The 16,906-nt window shown below is 59.5% G+C and carries 15 protein-coding genes; 1 reads left to right on the top strand and 14 read right to left on the bottom strand.

Annotation, left to right across the window (positions count from 1 at the left end):
- The first annotated feature begins 120 nt into the window (after window positions 1–120).
- A complete protein-coding gene (gene pgi, locus QSV77_RS00395) occupies window positions 121–1,746 on the top strand; it encodes a glucose-6-phosphate isomerase (protein ID WP_302732173.1) in 1,626 nt (541 codons plus the stop codon).
- Between the two features lie 64 nt (window positions 1,747–1,810).
- On the opposite strand, the gene QSV77_RS00390 is transcribed toward pgi, so the two are convergent.
- The 14 genes from QSV77_RS00390 to QSV77_RS00325 all read right to left on the bottom strand — a co-directional run bounded on the left by QSV77_RS00390 (window position 1,811) and on the right by QSV77_RS00325 (window position 16,668).
- A complete protein-coding gene (locus QSV77_RS00390; protein WP_302732171.1) occupies window positions 1,811–2,539 on the bottom strand; it encodes an esterase family protein in 729 nt (242 codons plus the stop codon).
- Window positions 2,536–3,501 carry an acetylxylan esterase gene (locus tag QSV77_RS00385; RefSeq protein ID WP_302732169.1) on the bottom strand — a complete coding sequence of 322 codons (966 nt, stop codon included), beginning with the start codon at window positions 3,499–3,501 and terminating at the stop codon, window positions 2,536–2,538. Before QSV77_RS00385 ends, QSV77_RS00390 begins: the two co-directional genes overlap by 4 nt.
- Before the next feature lie 110 nt (window positions 3,502–3,611).
- Window positions 3,612–3,959, bottom strand: a complete 348-nt coding sequence (locus QSV77_RS00380; protein WP_302732167.1) for a hypothetical protein — start codon at window positions 3,957–3,959, stop codon at window positions 3,612–3,614.
- A gap of 96 nt (window positions 3,960–4,055) precedes the next feature.
- Window positions 4,056–4,982, bottom strand: coding sequence for a carbohydrate kinase (locus QSV77_RS00375; RefSeq protein WP_302732165.1), 927 nt, complete (start codon window positions 4,980–4,982; stop codon window positions 4,056–4,058).
- A 98-nt stretch (window positions 4,983–5,080) separates the two neighbouring features.
- Window positions 5,081–5,779 (bottom strand): orotate phosphoribosyltransferase, encoded by a 699-nt coding sequence (locus QSV77_RS00370; protein ID WP_006310650.1) that lies wholly within the window; start codon window positions 5,777–5,779, stop codon window positions 5,081–5,083.
- Between the two features lie 171 nt (window positions 5,780–5,950).
- Window positions 5,951–6,988: a dihydroorotase gene (gene pyrC / locus QSV77_RS00365; protein ID WP_302732157.1), complete on the bottom strand. Its 1,038-nt coding sequence runs from the start codon at window positions 6,986–6,988 to the stop codon at window positions 5,951–5,953.
- A 112-nt stretch (window positions 6,989–7,100) separates the two neighbouring features.
- A complete protein-coding gene (locus QSV77_RS00360; protein WP_302732155.1) occupies window positions 7,101–8,138 on the bottom strand; it encodes a 4-hydroxyproline epimerase in 1,038 nt (345 codons plus the stop codon).
- 127 nt (window positions 8,139–8,265) lie between these two features.
- A complete protein-coding gene (locus QSV77_RS00355; RefSeq protein ID WP_302732153.1) occupies window positions 8,266–9,588 on the bottom strand; it encodes an alpha/beta hydrolase in 1,323 nt (440 codons plus the stop codon).
- Window positions 9,589–9,778: 190 nt separating this feature from the next.
- Window positions 9,779–11,275, bottom strand: a complete 1,497-nt coding sequence (locus QSV77_RS00350) for an acetyl-CoA hydrolase/transferase family protein (protein WP_302732151.1) — start codon at window positions 11,273–11,275, stop codon at window positions 9,779–9,781.
- 299 nt (window positions 11,276–11,574) lie between these two features.
- The gene (locus QSV77_RS00345; RefSeq protein ID WP_271360625.1) at window positions 11,575–12,375 is read right to left on the bottom strand and encodes a phosphodiesterase; all 801 of its coding nucleotides are present in this window, start codon (window positions 12,373–12,375) and stop codon (window positions 11,575–11,577) included.
- Between the two features lie 66 nt (window positions 12,376–12,441).
- The gene (locus QSV77_RS00340) at window positions 12,442–13,734 is read right to left on the bottom strand and encodes an ABC transporter substrate-binding protein (protein WP_302732149.1); all 1,293 of its coding nucleotides are present in this window, start codon (window positions 13,732–13,734) and stop codon (window positions 12,442–12,444) included.
- Window positions 13,735–13,778: 44 nt separating this feature from the next.
- Window positions 13,779–14,600: a carbohydrate ABC transporter permease gene (locus tag QSV77_RS00335; RefSeq protein ID WP_142840961.1), complete on the bottom strand. Its 822-nt coding sequence runs from the start codon at window positions 14,598–14,600 to the stop codon at window positions 13,779–13,781.
- A complete protein-coding gene (locus QSV77_RS00330) occupies window positions 14,600–15,526 on the bottom strand; it encodes a carbohydrate ABC transporter permease (RefSeq protein WP_269700114.1) in 927 nt (308 codons plus the stop codon). The genes QSV77_RS00335 and QSV77_RS00330 overlap by 1 nt, the downstream gene beginning before the upstream one ends.
- Window positions 15,523–16,668 (bottom strand): ABC transporter ATP-binding protein, encoded by a 1,146-nt coding sequence (locus QSV77_RS00325; protein ID WP_302732144.1) that lies wholly within the window; start codon window positions 16,666–16,668, stop codon window positions 15,523–15,525. The genes QSV77_RS00330 and QSV77_RS00325 overlap by 4 nt, the downstream gene beginning before the upstream one ends.
- Window positions 16,669–16,906: the final 238 nt, after the last annotated feature.

Raw genomic sequence — 16,906 nt, 5'->3', positions numbered from 1 at the left:
AGCCGGGCAACCGGCTCTTTTCTTTTATCCCGGCCCTTTTCTTTTATCAAAGTCGCCTTGATTTGGTCGCCTGAAAAAGAATAGTTTCCTCATCCTTCCACGGAAGCCGAGGAGCACATGATGCAGGCCACCATCGAAAAACTCAAAGCAACGGCAAGCAGCACAGCCGCAACCGATCTTCGCGCCGCCTTTGCGGCCGACGACAAGAGATTCAGCCGTTTCAGCGTAAAATTCGATGACCTGCTGATGGATTACTCCAAATGCGCCGTCAACGAGGAGATCGTGACGCTTCTCGAACAGCTGGCGCGCGAAGGTGGCGTCGAGGCCAAGCGCGAGGAGATGTTCTCCGGCAAGGCGATCAACTTCACCGAAGACCGCGCCGTGCTGCATACCGCGCTGCGCAATCGTTCAAACACCCCCGTTCTTGTGGACGGAAAGGATGTGATGCCTGACGTGAACGGCGTTCTCGCCGCCATGGGCAAATTTGCCGATGCGATCCGTTCCGGCTCCCTGAAAGGTGCGACCGGCAAGAAGATCACCGACGTCGTCAACATCGGCATTGGCGGCTCCGATCTCGGCCCCGTCATGGCGACGCTCGCACTCGCACCTTTCCATGATGGTCCGCGGGCGCATTTCGTTTCCAATATCGACGGCGCACATATTGCCGATACCCTGAAGCTTCTCGACCCGGAAACCTCGCTCTTCATCATCGCGTCGAAGACCTTCACCACCATCGAAACGATGACGAATGCCGCCACCGCGCGCCGCTTCATCGCCGAGAAGCTGGGTGAAGACGCCGTAAAGCATCACTTCGCCGCCGTTTCCACCGCATTGGACAAGGTCGCCGCCTTCGGCATCGAAAGCGACCGCATCTTCGGTTTCTGGGACTGGGTGGGTGGTCGTTATTCGATCTGGTCCGCCATCGGCCTGCCGCTGATGATCGCCATCGGGCCGGATAATTTCGGCAAATTCCTGGATGGCGCGTATGCGATGGACAGGCATTTCCGCGAGGCGCCAATCCGCGAAAACCTGCCGATGCTGCTCGGCCTCATCGGCTTTTATAACCGCAACGTGCTGAACTATCCGACGCGGGCAATCCTGCCCTATGACCAGCGGCTGTCGCGCTTCCCCGCCTATCTGCAGCAGCTCGACATGGAATCGAACGGCAAGGGCGTCACCATCGACGGCACGCCCGTCGAAGGACAGTCCGGTCCTGTTGTCTGGGGCGAACCCGGCACCAACGGCCAGCACGCCTTCTACCAGCTGATCCATCAGGGCACGAGCGTCATTCCGGCCGAATTCATGATCGCCGCCAACGGTTTTGAGCCCGAGCTGCGCCATCAGCACCAGCTCCTCATCGCCAATTGCCTGGCGCAATCGGAAGCGCTGATGAAGGGACGCACGCTGGCCGAGGCAAAAGCCCAGCTCACCTCCAAGGGCATGGAAGACAAGCTTGCGGATTTCATCGCACCGCACCGCGTCTTCACCGGCAACCGCCCATCGATCACCTTCGTCTACGACAAGCTGACACCATTTGCGCTTGGCCGCCTGATCGCGCTTTACGAGCACCGCGTCTTTGTGGAAGGCGTATTGTTCCGCATCAATTCCTTCGACCAGTGGGGCGTGGAGCTCGGCAAGGAACTGGCGACCGGCCTGCTGCCGGTCGTGGAGGGCAAGGAAAGCGCTGCCGGTCATGACAGCTCGACGCAGGGCCTGGTGAAGGCGCTGGCCGGCCTGGCGGGGTAAAATCTCCGCACCTCGATCTCAAGAAAGCCGGAAGAACGCTTCCGGCTTTTTTAATGCGGCGGCCTCAAATATAAAGCGCCGCCATCTTGCGCCAAGCACCTGCCCGATGGGCGCGGCCGTCCCAGACATGCATCTGATGGCCCACCTGCTTGTCGGAAAGAACCCGGCTCAGATGATGGTTGTTGTTGAGAAACGGGTCTGCATCGCCGATGGTGAAAACCATGTCGATGCGGCGCAGATGTTCGAGCCGCTGCGGGCAGTTAAGCCCCGGCAGGAAATGGCTTGGCATGTGGAAATAGATGTCATCATCGTAGTAGCCATCGAACAGATCGCCGAAGGATTCCACCTTCATTGTCAGGTCATAACGGCCGGAAAAGGCGACGAGTTTGCGAAACAGATGCGGGTGGCGAAAAACGAGGCTGGCGGCCTGAAACGCACCGAGGCTGCAGCCGTGAACGATGGTATCGGTATGGGAATTTTTCTCGGCCATCAGCGGCAGTACCTCGCTGAGAATATAGTTCTCGAAGGCTGAATGGCGGCGGATGCGGTCAGCCGGGTGATGATGGGCCGCATAAAAGGTCTCTGTCGCCAGCCCCTCAATGCAATAAAGCTGGAGATGACCTGCCTCCAGCTTATCGGCCAGACTGCCGACAAGCCCAAGTTCTTCATACTCGAAGAAGCGCCCGTCCCGGGTGGGAAACATCAGCACCTTGGCGCCGGCATGACCGAATATCAGGAGCTCCATGTCGCGATGGAGCCTGTGACTAAACCAACGGAGATATTCGCGTTTCATGGCACCTTGAAAAACCGTCTGACCTTGTCCTTATGGACCGCATCTTGCGATGCGCTGTCAGGGTAATCGAAATGCCCGGCGTCGAGGATGAAGATTTCATTAAATTTTGAGTGCGGCAGAGCATTGGCCACTGCGAACTGGCAGGGAGGCGCCACCGATGGATCGAAAAGCGCCGGCGCAACCAGCATCGGTACTTTTATGCGGGCGGCGGCACAGGCGGCATCGAAGAAACGCAGGGTCTCGAGTACATTCGGATGCGCCTTCTGGTATGACTGAACTGAATTCGCACTGCCAACGGTAGGCAATGTCAGCCAGAACGGCCTATGCCCGAATGTCGGCACCACCAGATGGCCGCGGTCAATGCGCTCATCAAACGGTATCGCCAGTGCTCCGATGCCACCGCCGAAACTGATGCCGCTATACCCCACCTGCCCTTCCAGCCAGGGGTAAAGGGTCACGAGCGTCGAAACGGCGACCCACAGATCATCCACGCAACCGCCGATGATGTAATCGTCTTTCCTGTCGATATTGTAGAGAACATGAAGCGCTGATTCCGAAGAAATCGGCGGGCAGGCGCTTAACGAGATACCGCGAAAACAGAGAAACAGGACTGCCGTTTCTTCCACCGGCACTTCGAAATCTGGCTCGGAGCGCCCACCATAACCATGGCCGACGACGAGGCCGCGGCGCACCTGGCCCTCGCGCGGAAGAAGCATCCATCCGCCAATGCGGAAGCCGCCGGTAGAGGTGTAGCTGATATCGAGGACATGCCAGCGCGGATGGCTGAGCCTGCTCTTGCGCAGCACCGGCCGCGGATCCGTGGCGAGCGCGCGGCGATAGCGCTTCTGCCAGAAATCATCAAAGCCGGGCGGCGCTTCGGGCGGGGTGATGGCCAGCAACTGTTCGCGCTTCATGCCGTAGCTTGGGTCGAAATCGAAAGGATGGATATTGGGAACACTCATGCGACGCTTGTTTCGCGAAAAACCGACGGACACAAGGTTTTTGATATTCGAATACCGGTTTTTTAGGGTCTTGACCGCGCGCGCGACGGCTGTGCCGAGAATGCCCCGCCTCAAACGGCGACATTCTGACCTTCGGGCAAGGTCCAAAGCTGTGGGTCCGCATTGATTGCGGCTACAACCTCCAATGCTCTTTCGCGGCATCCCGACGTTTCACCAAGGGCCATATGTTCAGCCTCGATTCCGACCAGGTAATCGGCAACTTCAGCGGCAGCAACGCCTCTGCGCAATTGGCCTGCGGCCGCAATCAGGTAGTTGTCGTATTCATCCGCAAAACACAGGTTATCGGGATCGTTCCAGTTTTCCCCCGCGGGCAACAGGCCGATGGGGTCCCACACGGACCAACCGATATCCCGCAACCGCGAAAGCCTGATCCTGGGTGGTGGGGTAAACGGAGCCATAATCTCATCCGTGGCGATGCAAATTGGGACGAGAATACGCCCCCGTCCTCAGAACCACAATATTCCAGACGCAGATCAAGCGTTAGACAGGGATGCTCAAAGCCCGATTTCATGTGCGAAAGGCGGATTTGCGCCAGCCCGCGAGACAGTGACCGCTGCGGCTTTCGCGCCGAGTGCCAAAGCCTTCCTGATCTGCTCTTCCGTGAGCGTAGCGACCTGCGCCTTGGTCAGAAGGCCCTGCATTTTCAGCGAGGCGAGAATGCCGGCGTCAAACGTGTCGCCCGCACCAACGGTGTCGACGACTTCGACCCGCTCGGAGGCCACTTCCACCTTGAGATTGGCGGTATAACCCACAGCGCCCTTGGCGCCGCGGGTGACGACCACCAGTTTCGCGCCATGATGCAGCCAGTGGCGGGCGAGCGTATCCTCATCGCCTTCCAGACCGAACCAGGCAAGGTCCTCATCCGAGAACTTGACGATATCCGACATGGCGGCCATGCGGCGGATGCGGGCCATGTGGGACTGCTTGTCCTTGATGAAACCGGGGCGGATATTCGGATCGAGCGAGATGACACGGCTTTGATGCTCGCGCGTCATCAACGCCTCATAGGTGCTGCCGCAGGGTTCGGGAATGAGGCTGATGGCACCGAAATGCAACGCTTCGCAATCGGCGCCCAGTGCTGGAAGCTCGGCCTCTGTGATCATCCGGCCAGCGGTGTTCTCGTCGTAAAAAGCGTAAGTCGCGTGGCCATCCACCAGCTTGACGAAGGCGATGGTCGTCGGCCGCGACAGCGTCGCGCAATAGCTGAAATCCACCTTGCTGGCGCGCAGTGTTTCCCGCAGGATATCACCCATCATGTCATCGGAAAGACCGGTGAAAAAGGCGGAGGGGACGCCGAGACGCCCCAGCGCAATTGCCGTGTTGAAGACCGCTCCGCCTGCATAGGGGGCAAAACCCGCCTCGCCCAGCGTCGTCTGCCGGGGCAGCATGTCAATCAGGGCTTCACCACAACACAGGATCATTACGGTCCTCCTCAAAACAGCAAATCAAATGAACTTAAATCGATTTAGACGAAGATCGATCGGAAGGCCAGCCACAAGCCGACTGGCCGCATCCGAAATTAAGATTGCGGCAATTCGCTGACGCCGCCATGCTTTGCAGACCAGGGCAGCGGGTTATCGAGGAAGGCTTCAACCCCCGACAGCGTCTTTTCATCGAACAGTTTTTCAGCCCGTGCGACCGCCAGAACATCGCGCCAGGTCGTCAGATAATGCAGCTTGACATTGCCATTGGCGAAGCGCGCTTCAGCCTCTTCGAAGATGCCGTAATAGAAGAGCGCGATGCCATGATCGACAATGCCACCCGCCGCACGGATGGCGTCGATGAAGGTGAACATCGAACCGCCGGCCGTCGTCAGATCCTCGATGACGAGAACGCGGGCACCTTCCGGCATATGGCCTTCGATCTGGGCATTGCGGCCATGGCCTTTTGGCTTCTTGCGGCAATAGATCATCGGCAGGCCAAGGCGCTCGGCAAGGAAAGCGGCAAAGGGAATGCCCGCCGTTTCACCACCGGCGACACAGTCGAACTTCTCGAAGCCGGCCTCGCGCATGACAGCCGCCGCCGCGAAATCCATGGCCGCCGAGCGAATGCGCGGGAAGGAGATGAGCTTGCGCATGTCGATATAGACAGGGCTCTTCATGCCCGAAGCGAAGGTATAAGGGCTTTCGGAGTTGAAATGGACCGCCTTGATTTCCCACAACATCTTCGCAACCAGTTCCGCGACGACGGTGCGGTCAGTGAATGTGAAATGGTTCATAGGCGTTCTCCTTTTCGGCCTTGGTTTATCGCTCCGAAAACCCGGGTCGGTTTGCGGAAAGCACAACGTCTTAGTTCAGTGTTGCAGGCATCCTCAGGCGGCACCGGATTTGAGGGTGGATACCTGAAGACCATAACAAAACCGCCGGCAGTGCCGGCGGTCATTAAAAAATCAGCTTACATCCCAGTGGAGCGGGAACATCGGGTCAAACACCGTCACCGGCCCGGCGCCGGTCTCGATCTTTTCGGGAAAGGAGACCGCTTCATCACGCTTGATCAGCGTGATCGTCTCTTCATTCGGTGCGAGACCATACCAGGCGGGACCATTCAGCGAAGCGAAGGCTTCCAGTTTATCGAGGGCATTTTCATCCTCGAAGACATGGGCAAGGCAGCTCATGGTGTTGATGGAGGTATAGATACCGGCGCAGCCGCAGGCGCATTCCTTGGCGGGATCAACATGCGGGGCGGAATCCGTGCCGAGGAAAAAGCGCGCATCACCCGAAGTCGCGGCCGCCCGCAGCGCCAGCCGGTGTTCCTCGCGCTTGGCGACGGGCAGGCAATAATAATGCGGCTTGATACCGCCGACCAGAATGGCATTGCGGTTGATGATGAGATGGTGGGTGGTGATGGAACCGGCCAGATTGGCCTTGGATGACTTGATGTGGTCCACGCCGTCGCGGGTGGTGATGTGCTCCATCGTCACCTTCAGTTCCGGCAGGCGCTGGCGCAGCGGTTCCAGAACCGTATCGATGAAAACCTTCTCGCGGTCGAAAATATCGACCTCTGGCGTCGTCACCTCGCCATGCACGCAGAGCGGCAGGCCAATCTTCGCCATGCGTTCCAGCACCGGCATCGCTCTGTTGAAATCGCGCACGCCGCCATGGGAATTGGTCGTCGCACCCGCAGGATAGAGCTTTACGGCGGTGATGAGGCCGCTTTTTTTGCCCTCTTCCACGTCGTCGGCAACAGTATCCTCAGTGAGGTATAGGGTCATCAGCGGCTCGAAGCGGTCACCCGCCGGGATCGCCTTGACGATGCGTTCGCGATAGGCGCGGGCATCGGCCGTGGTAACGACCGGCGGCACCAGATTAGGCATGATGATGGCGCGGGCGAAATGGCGGCTCGTATCCCCGATCACCCCTTCCAGCATGGCGCCATCACGAAGATGCAGGTGCCAGTCATCAGGGCGGCGCAGGGTGAGCGACTTCATCGGGATACCTCGGAGCATGATGGAATTGCGCCCGCTTAGCATCTTTTGTCGCGGGAAAACAGCCGCCGAAAGCTATCGGGCGGCTGTAAATGTCATTTTTTTGGAAAGCGCCTCAGATGTTGCCCGCTTCCGGACCCCAGACATCGGTCATGGCGAAACCATCCGCCAACGGGTCGAAAGGATCGAGACCCACCTGGTGCAGACCGAAGGTGAAGCCGCGCCCGGCAATGGTGGGAATGACGGCCAGACGACCCGCCACTTCGGTGACGGCGGAAAGGCCGACATCGAATTCCGAACCGATGATCGAGCGGGATTTATATTCGTCTCCCACCTTCACCTTGCCGCGCGCATAAAGCGTGGCAAGATTGGCGGAATTGCCGGTGCCACAGGGGGAGCGATCCGCCCGGCCCGGCCACATGGTGGTGCAGGTGCGGATGGAACCATCGGCATCCACATCGCGGAACATGACATAAGCGACGCCTGATATGGCGGGGATTTCCGGATGAACGACCGTCATTTCACGGTTGACGAGGTCTTTCAGGGTCATGCCGGCGGCAACGAGTTTCGCGGCATTGGCCTTCTCGATGGTGAGACCGATCTGGCGAACATCAACGAGTGCGTAAAAAATGCCGCCGTAGGAAATGTCCATCGTCACTTTGCCCCATTCGGGCGTGTCGATGCTGACATCCAGCTCATGCACGAAGGACGGAACCATGGTCAGCTTGACCTTTTCGCAGCGCCCGTCATGGCAGGTGGCCGTCGCTTTGACGAGGCCGGCGGCCGTTTCGAGGATGATGACGGTTTCCGGTTCCCGCATCTCCACCATGCCGCTTTCCAGCAATGCCGTGGTGGCACAGATGGAATTGGAGCCGGAGCTGGCATGCGCCTGATCCGGCTGGAGAATGACGAAAGCGGCGTGCGCATCCGGATGCTTCGGCGGCAGGAGAAGATTGACCGACCCCATCGGCGTACCGCGCGGTTCAAGCGTCAGGAAGCGGCGCAGCGCCTCCCCCTGCGGGTCCGTATTCATCCAGTGAAGCTGTTCAGCAACCGTGTTACCTGGGATTTTCGGCGCGCCGCCGGTGACGACACGGCCGATTTCGCCTTCGCAATGGACATCGAGAAGCTGGAGGGTGCGTTTCCAACGCATGGGGTCTTACTCCGGAAGTTGGGTTGTTGGCCCAACCATACAGATAAAAATACAAGCTGTATACAAATCTGCGGGGCGTAATGATAAAAACGCTTGGCGTTTTCGCCACCCCCACACGCATTGTAGTTTAGCGGTTACGGCATTCCGTCCGGTTTCGATTGGCGGCGGCATCGCAGTTCACCCTTGACGACTGCAGTGCCTGATCATCCACCACGGAACCGGCCGTATCGCCCACCGATCCGACCGTATTCTCCATGGAGCGCCCGAGGCGTTCCACCTGCCGGCCGTAATTTTCCCGCGTGCGCGGATCAAAGACTGCAATCGGTGCGCTGACCACCACGCTGGCCGCCGTTCCGACGGTTTGCGCAGCGCCGATGCTGACCGCGCCAAGCGCCTCACCCAGACCGACATCGGAATCCGTCACCGTCTGGCCGGCGATGAGGCGATCACCGATCAGGCGGACGACCTCGGGGCTTTCGGCAAATTTACCGTGGTTCAGGCGATCACCGGATTGCAGCTTGGTGAGATCGAGAACGGTGATGCCGGCCTTTTCCAGCTGGCTGCTATAAGGCTCGACGGATGGATCGATCTGGCCAAGGCGGTCGACATTGCCGGAGATGCGGCGCGACAGGCTGAGTGCGCGGTCATCCTGTGAAACGAAAAGGGTGAATTTCGGCGGCGTCTTGCCAAGACTTGCAAATTGCCGGCTGAAGACGTCCACATCGAGATCCGGCGCGGCAAGAATGACATTGCTGATCTTCGGATCGACCCGGCCGTTGCGAATGGCCATCTGGCGCAGCGCTTCCACCGCAAGCCAGGTGCCCATGGAATGCGCCATGACCGTGACCTCGCCGATGGACTTGTCTTTGGCCAGACGCGTCAGCATCTCTTCAAGGGCATCGCGGGAATAGTTGGTGCTTTCCTTGTCGTAATTATAGTCGAAAATGCTTGCCCGCGACGGCCAGGTGAAGACGACGGGCACAACATCCGTGCCTGAATCATGGACGATCTGGGCGAAGCGATAAACGGATTCTTCGTAGCGATTGTTGAAACCATGCACGAAGACCAGCACGCGGCGGTCCTTCGCGATATGTTTACCGATCCAGGTTCTGGTTTCGGCTTCAGAACGAATAGGCTCCACCGCCACCGTGGTGAAATCCTTCAGCGGGTTCGGCGGCAGTTTTTTCGGCCATTGCACCTGCCCAACCTTGCGGTTGGCGTTGGGTGGAATGGAAATGGTGACGGCGTCGACCTTCAAACCGGTTCCACGCTCACCGCCGAAAAGCACGGCGGTGTTTTCCGATGGCGCACGCGTGGTGGCGACCAGAAGATTGACCGGCGTCGTGCCCGCCACGGTCTGCCCCGTCGGCGTCATGACCCCGATGGGACGCCCACCGCAGCCTGCGAGCAGGGCGACAATCGCAATTACGGCCACGAAGCGAATGGGCATCACATCACTCTCCTACAACCCAGAGGCAGCCGGATAGCAGCCAGGGGGAGAGAATTTTCTACCGGAGGCGGAACTGCCGCGCCAGCAACCAAAGCGCAGCATCGGACAATTTCCCCACCGGTGTGTCCAAACAGACCCAATTGCCGGGAGATGGGGCCGGCAATTGGGTGGCCCGATAAAAACGCAGACCCTATCGCTGCGGTAACATCGTGCCTCTTTCACGCAGCGCATTGTGCCAGGACAGCGCCTCTTCGATGAGATGCGGCGTGTGCCCGCCCCGTGCCGCCGCCCGCTGATAATAATCCGTCAGCGCATCGCGATAGCTGGGATGCACGCAGTTTGCGATGATGACCGCCGCCCGCTCGCGGGGAGCGAGACCGCGCAAATCCGCCAGCCCGATTTCGGTGACGAGAATATCCACATCATGTTCGGTATGGTCGACATGGCTGACCATCGGAACGACGCTGGAGATGGCCCCGCCCTTGGCGATCGACTTGGTGACGAAGATCGACATATAGGCGTTACGGGCGAAGTCGCCCGAGCCGCCAATGCCGTTCATCATATGCGTTCCGCCGACATGGGTGGAATTGACGTTGCCGTAGATATCGAATTCCAGCGCCGTGTTGATGCCGATGATACCGAGGCGGCGGATGACTTCTGGATGATTGCTGACTTCCTGCGGGCGAAGGATCAGCCGGCTCTTGTAGTCTGCCAGCCGCGGCATGACCCGTTCATTCATGGCGGAGGAGAGCGTGATCGACGAACCGGAGGCGAAGGTGAGCTTACCTGCATCGAGGAGCTCGAAGGTCGAATCCTGCAGGACTTCCGAATACATTTTGAGATCATGAAACGGCGTATCGATGAAACCATGCATCACCGCATTGGCAATGGTGCCGATGCCGGCCTGGAGTGGCTGGAGTTCGTGGGTCATGCGGCCATGACGAACCTCGTTCAGCAGGAATTCGGTGAGATGGGCGGCAATCGCCTTGGTTTCGTCATCCGGCGGCAGCACCGTGGAAAAGCTGTCGCTCTTGTCGCTCAGCACGATGGCGGCGATCTTTTCCGGCGGAACCGGAATGAATGGCAGGCCGACACGGCTGTCCGTCGCCACCACGGGGATGGGCATGCGGGTCGGGCGTTTGGCGGGAATGAAGATGTCGTGCAGCCCCTCCAGCACTTCGGGCTGCGACAGGTTGATCTCAACGATGACCTTATCGGCCAGAATGGCGAAGCTTGCGGAGTTACCGACCGAGGTGGTGGGGACGATACCGCCTTCCGCCGTGATTGCCACGGCCTCGACAATGGCAACATCGACGCCGTGGATCTGACCGCCGCGCAACTGCTCCACCGTTTCCGAAAGATGCTGATCGATGAACATCACCTTGCCGTCGTTGATTGCCTTGCGCAAAGCAGGATCGGACTGGAACGGCATGCGCCGCGCCAGCATGCCGGCCTCGACCATGGTCTTGTCGAGATCGTTGCCAAGGGAAGCACCGGTCATCAGGGTGATCTTCATGGGATGCGACTTGGCGCGCTCGGCCAGCGCCAGCGGCACGGCCTTGGCTTCACCAGCGCGTGTGAAGCCGCTCATGCCGACAGTCATGCCATCCTGAATGAGACTGGCGGCCTCTTCAGCGCTGACGATCCGGTTCAAGAGGGACGCGTTGCGGATACGCTTTTCAAGCATGCACTTCTCCATGATCTGCACTCACGATGGCACGTCATCAAGCTGGCCACCTCTTGGGCGACTATGGCGTGCAGTTTCATCGATGAAACTGACATAGATCAAGGGTGCGGCCGGGACTATGGCCTTAGCCCATCAAATCTTGCGCGACAAACCGCAAGTGGTGCATCGGCGCTACAGGCTGCGGGGTCTCCGCGACATCGCAGCCTCGCCAACCGGCGAGCCTTCCGCAGCATCGTATCGGCGGCGAAACAGGATGAGGCAGGCGACCGCCCCGTCCTATCGCCAAAAATCACCCGCGATCAGGGGCCTTCGCAGATGGGGGCCTGACCAAACACAACCTGCCCCACTTCGGCATCATAAGCGCGCAGACCGAATGCACCCATTGTAATGACCCGGTAACAGGGGTTGCCACCCGTCCACAGCGGATCGAGAACATCGATATCGGTGATGAAACGATGCGCGCAGGCCTGACCGGAGCTGTAGGCTATGCCTTCGGCCGTCGTGCCGGCCATAGGCACATGGATATGGCCAAAAATGATATGACGCACACCGGCCGGGTGGGCCGCGAGGTGGCGCATGATGGCGCCATCATCATGCATGCCAATATGTTCGAAATGGCGGATGCCGCAATCCATCGGCGGGTGGTGAATGAACACCGTCACCGGTAGATCGCCCGCGCTTTCCAGCGCACTCTCCAGCCATGCCAGGCGATCCGCGCCATACCTGCCGCCGATGACATCGGCTTCGTGGCTGTCTAAAAACAGCAGTCGGCCGAAGTCCGTATCGATGAAAGACTGGATATAGCCATTATCGTCGCGCGGCTGCTCCGGGAAAGCTGCCACGAATTCCGGACGCCGGTCGTGGTTGCCAAGCATCAGCCGCACGGGCACAGAGACGGGCGCGAGAATATCGCGCAGCAGTTCGTAGGCTTCCGGCTCGCCGTAATTGCAGAGATCGCCTGTCATGACAAGAAGATCGGCGTCGGCATGTTTTTCGACAATATCGGCCACCGCCGCGCGCAGCTGCTTTTCCGGATCGACGCCGTTTACAGCGATGCCGGGGGGGACGAGATGGGTGTCGGTGATCTGGATGATCTTCATAACAGGTCTTTCTGCACAAAATGGCTGCGGGAACGGATTTCCCCGCAGCCTTCTCGATGGTTTTGCTTATTTCAGCAGGGCGTTGGTCTGCTCGACAACCTGCTTGAGACCGGCTTCCGGCGTCACTTCACCGCGCATGACGGTGCCGATGATGTCGCGCTGGGTGCGCCAGATGCGGACGGAATCACCACCCGGATAACCGGCCCATGGCAGCGAACGGTCAGCCTGAAGCGAAGCGGTCTTCACATTCGGGTTCTCGACATAATAAGGAGCGAGGAAGTCCGGGCCGGTTGCCAGCTTGTTGGTCGGCAGGTAGCCGGTGATGCGAACGATGGTGTTCTGCGCTTCCGGACCGGTGATCCACTTCAGATATTTCCAGGCAGCGTCCTGCTTGGCTTTTTCCTGCGTCAGGATAACGGCAGAGTTGCCGCCGGTCGGCACGCCGCCCTTTTCCTTGTTGTCGAGCGGGAAGGTTGCCGTCTTCAGCTTGAAGCGGTCGCCAACCAGGCCCTGGATCGTCTGAACGTGGGCCGGGGTCGAGAAGATGAAGCCGGTGAGGCCTGCACCGAACTGCTGGCGGGACTGATCCCAGTCGAGCAGGTTCTGACCACCTTCGGTAACGAACTGGCGAGCCATCTTCAGGGCGTTGAGGCCGATCTCATTGTCGAAGGCAACGGTCTTGGTCTTTTCGTCAACGAGCTTGCCACCCTGTTCGAACACCAGCGCCTGCCACAACCAGTCATCCGGCCAGCCGTTGATGTCGTAGCTCATGCCGGCAAACTTGGCATCGAGAGCCTTGATCTTCTTGGCGAGAGCGATAAGCTCCGGGAAGGTGGTCGGCATCTTGTCCGGGTCGCCGCCAGCCTTGGTGACGAGGTCGGCGTTGATGTAGATAATCGGCGAGGAAGCGTTGACCGGCAGGCCGTATTGCTTGCCGTCGATCTGGCCGAGAGCGGCCATCTTCGGGCTGTAGTTCTTGTCGAGGAACGCCTGACCGCCTTCAGCCTGGATGAACGGGCCGAGATCGGTGATCTGGTTGCGCGGTGCGAGCGTGTGAACCAGTTCCGCCGTCAGGTTGTAACCCGAGAAATAAACATCAGGCAGGTTGCCCGTGACGGCAGAGCGCAGAACTTGCTGCTGGCCTTCATTGTAGCCTGCGGCCGGGGCGAGGAAGTTGATCTTCACATCCGGGTTCTTCTTCATGAATTCATCGGCCAGCGGCTGATGGAACTTGGTGAAGCCCGGCAGGTTGTAGAGAACGTTCAGCGTGATTTCATTGGCCAGAGCCGGCTGTGCAAGGCCTGCAAAAGCCATGCCGAGGGCCAGACCGCTCACCAAAGCGCGTCGGTTGAGTTTCATATCAGTCTCCAGAGAGGTTGGGAGGAGGAGGAGTGTGAACGGCGTCACTTGACGCCGGTCATGGTAATACCGGCGATGAAATGGCGGCGTGCGAGGAGGAAGCACAGCACCATCGGCGCGGTAATCAGTGTGGCGCCCGCCATCAGCGCGCCGTAGTTCGCGCCGGATTCAACATCGGCGAAGAACATCATGCCAAGCGGCGGCGGGGCGAGATTGGTGTCGGAGACCACGATCATCGGCCAATAAAGGTCGTTCCAGTGGGCAACGAGCGAGAAGACCGAAAAAGCGGCGAGCGAAGGCAGCGAGCCACGCAGGACGAGCCCCCAGCAAATTTCCATTTCCGAAAAACCATCCATGCGTGCCGCCTCGATGATTTCATCCGGGTAGCTGCGGAAGGACTGGTTGAACAGGAAGATGGCGAAGACCGAGAGGAAGAACGGCATCATCATCGCGAAATAGGTGTTGAGGAGCTGCGTTTTCGCCAGCCCGACGAAAAGCGGCAGCGCCAGCGCCTGGATGGGAACGCAGAGTGCGGCGATGACGAGGCCCAGGAGCAGCTTGCGGCCCGGAAACCGGAGCTTCGCCAGCGCATAGGCCGCCGGAACCGAGGTCAGCACCTGAACAATAAGGATGCCGACGCAGACGATGACGCCATTCAGCATGAAGCGCGCCATCGGTACCTGCCCCGCCGCCCGGGCATAGTTTTCCACCGCGTCGAATTTTTCGGGAATCGGCCAGAGCGAGACGTTGAATATTTCCGCCGGTGAGCGGATCGACGTCAGCATCATCCAGTAGAACGGCAAGAGCATCACGAATGCGCCGAGCGCCAGCACCAGATGCGGGAAATATTTGCGGAGAGCGGCCATCAGTAATGCACCTTCCGGTCCATATGCAGCGTCTGGCCTATCGACAGGACCAGCACGATCGCGAGGAAGATAATGGTCAGCGCCGCCGCATAACCGGTGTTGGAATATTCGAAACCCTCAAGATAAAGATCAAACAGCAGGGTTTCCGAACCGAAGCGGCCCTTGGTCAGCACGGCGACCGTCTCGAATACCTTGAAGGCCGAGATGGAGGTGGTGACCACCACGAACATGGTCGTCGGCCCAAGCATCGGCCATGTCACCGTCAGGAACCGGTCTATGGGGTTCTTTGCACCGTCCAGCCGCGCTGCCTCATGCAGATCCTTCGAAATGGCGGTAAGGCCGGCAAGGAACAGCACCATGTTGAAGCCCAGAACCTGCCAGATGCCGATCAGCGCCATGGTGGGAATGAGAAGGACGGGATTGGAAAGGAAAGCGACCGGTTCGAAACCCAGCCATTTGATTGCGGCATTCACCGGGCCGAGCGAGGGGTGCAGCAGGAATTGCCACACGGTCGCCATGGCGACGAGCGTTGCAGTGACGGGCAGAAAATAGGCGACTTCCCAGAAGGCGCGGCTCCGCTTGCGATTATAAACGAGCAGGGCCACGCCAAGCGCCAGAAACACACCGAAGGGGATGACGATGACCGCGTAGATGGCCGTGTTTGCCAGCGCGCGCAGGAACACCGGATCCTGAAACGCCTTGGCGAAGTTGCCGAGGCCGACGAAACGCGTGGAGAGAGCGCCGAGCTGGTAATCCGTGACGGAAAAACCGGCGAGAACCAGCATCGGAACAATATAGATGGCCAGAAGCAGCAGGCTTGCCGGGGCGGCGAACATCAGGCCGCGCCAGATCATCCGCCGGTCCGCCTTCGAGAGGCGTGGACGGGATTTGGCACGCACAATCGTGGAAGCATCTACAACCGTCATGCCGGCACCCGCTCACGCACCGTCGTCTTGCGGCGCAGGCCATCGGCGGCAAAAAGATGAGCGCGTTCCGGAGCAAAACCGAGGTTCAGCACGCCATGCGCATCAGCCTCCAGTGCTTCGCCCGCACCCTGACGCAGGGTGATCGCAACCGTCTCGTCGCTGAGAAGACGGCAGCTGACGAAGCGATCCGCCCCGTGGGTTTCGCTGCGGACCACGCGCACGGCAAAACCTTCGGCGCCCGGACGCAGATCTTCGGCGCGCAGGCCGAGGGTGGCCGGACCGGCGTCGCGAGCTGCGGTGTCGATGCCCAGATCACGACCGAAAGCGCTGATCTTGCCGAGTGTATCGATTTCGACCGGCAGCAGGTTGATGGAAGGCGTGCCGATGAAGCGCGCGACGGTCAGCGTTGCAGGCTTTCGGTAAAGCTCATCCGGCGTACCGAGCTGCTCGATGCGGCCTTCCGACATCAACGCGATGCGGTCGGACATGGTCATGGCTTCGATCTGATCGTGGGTGACGTAGATGAAGGTTGCACCCAGCCGCCGATGCAGCCCGGCAAGCTCCTCGCGCATATGGGCGCGAAGCTTGGCATCGAGGTTGGAAAGCGGCTCGTCCATCAGGAATGCGGCAGGCGAGCGCACCAGCGCCCGGGCGAGCGCAACACGCTGGCGCTGGCCACCGGAAAGCTGCGCCGGCTTGCGGTCCAGCAGATGCGCGATCTGCAGGGTCTCGGCCGCCTGTTCGACGGCGGTGTCGATCTCGCGCAACGTTTCGGCCGGCGCCATCATGCGTCCGATCAGCGGCAGGCGGGCGGCAAACGGCAGACGCCGCATGCGCAGCGGCGTCGCGATGTTCTGGCGGACATTCATATGGGGGTAAAGCGCGTAGGACTGAAACACCATCGCCAGATTGCGGTCGCTCGGATCGATCTCCGTCACGTCCTGCCCGCCGATCGACACCGAACCGCGATCCGGCGTTTCCAGCCCGGCAATGATGCGCAGCAGCGTGGACTTGCCGCAGCCAGACATGCCGACGAGGGACAAAAACTCTCCGGGACGGATGGAGAGATCGATCTCTTTCAGAACATCGTCAGCCCCGAAGCCTTTGCCGATTCCTGAAAGCTCAAGTGATTGTGGCGTCATTCTGCGCTCCTTTTCTGAAGCGCATATGCTTATATTGTATGACAATATGACGAAGGTTTGCGGAAAGTTCGGTGACATCAAAAAGCCCGGCAAATCCGGCTCGCCGCCAAGCCTTGTAGTACAGGCTTTCACCAAAACCACTAATATTTAGGGGTTTATTCCCAAATACGCAAAGCTGGCATTTTTCGGCTTAAAACCGCCTCGGAGTGTGCAGTTCCTAAAGCTAGGGTGAGAATCA

Origin of the sequence: Agrobacterium sp. V1, assembly GCF_030518355.1 — a bacterium.
In the GTDB taxonomy this organism is placed as follows: domain Bacteria; phylum Pseudomonadota; class Alphaproteobacteria; order Rhizobiales; family Rhizobiaceae; genus Agrobacterium; species Agrobacterium cucumeris.
The sequence above is the reverse complement of the archived record's forward strand: the minus strand, read 5'-3'. Positions and strand labels throughout refer to the sequence as shown.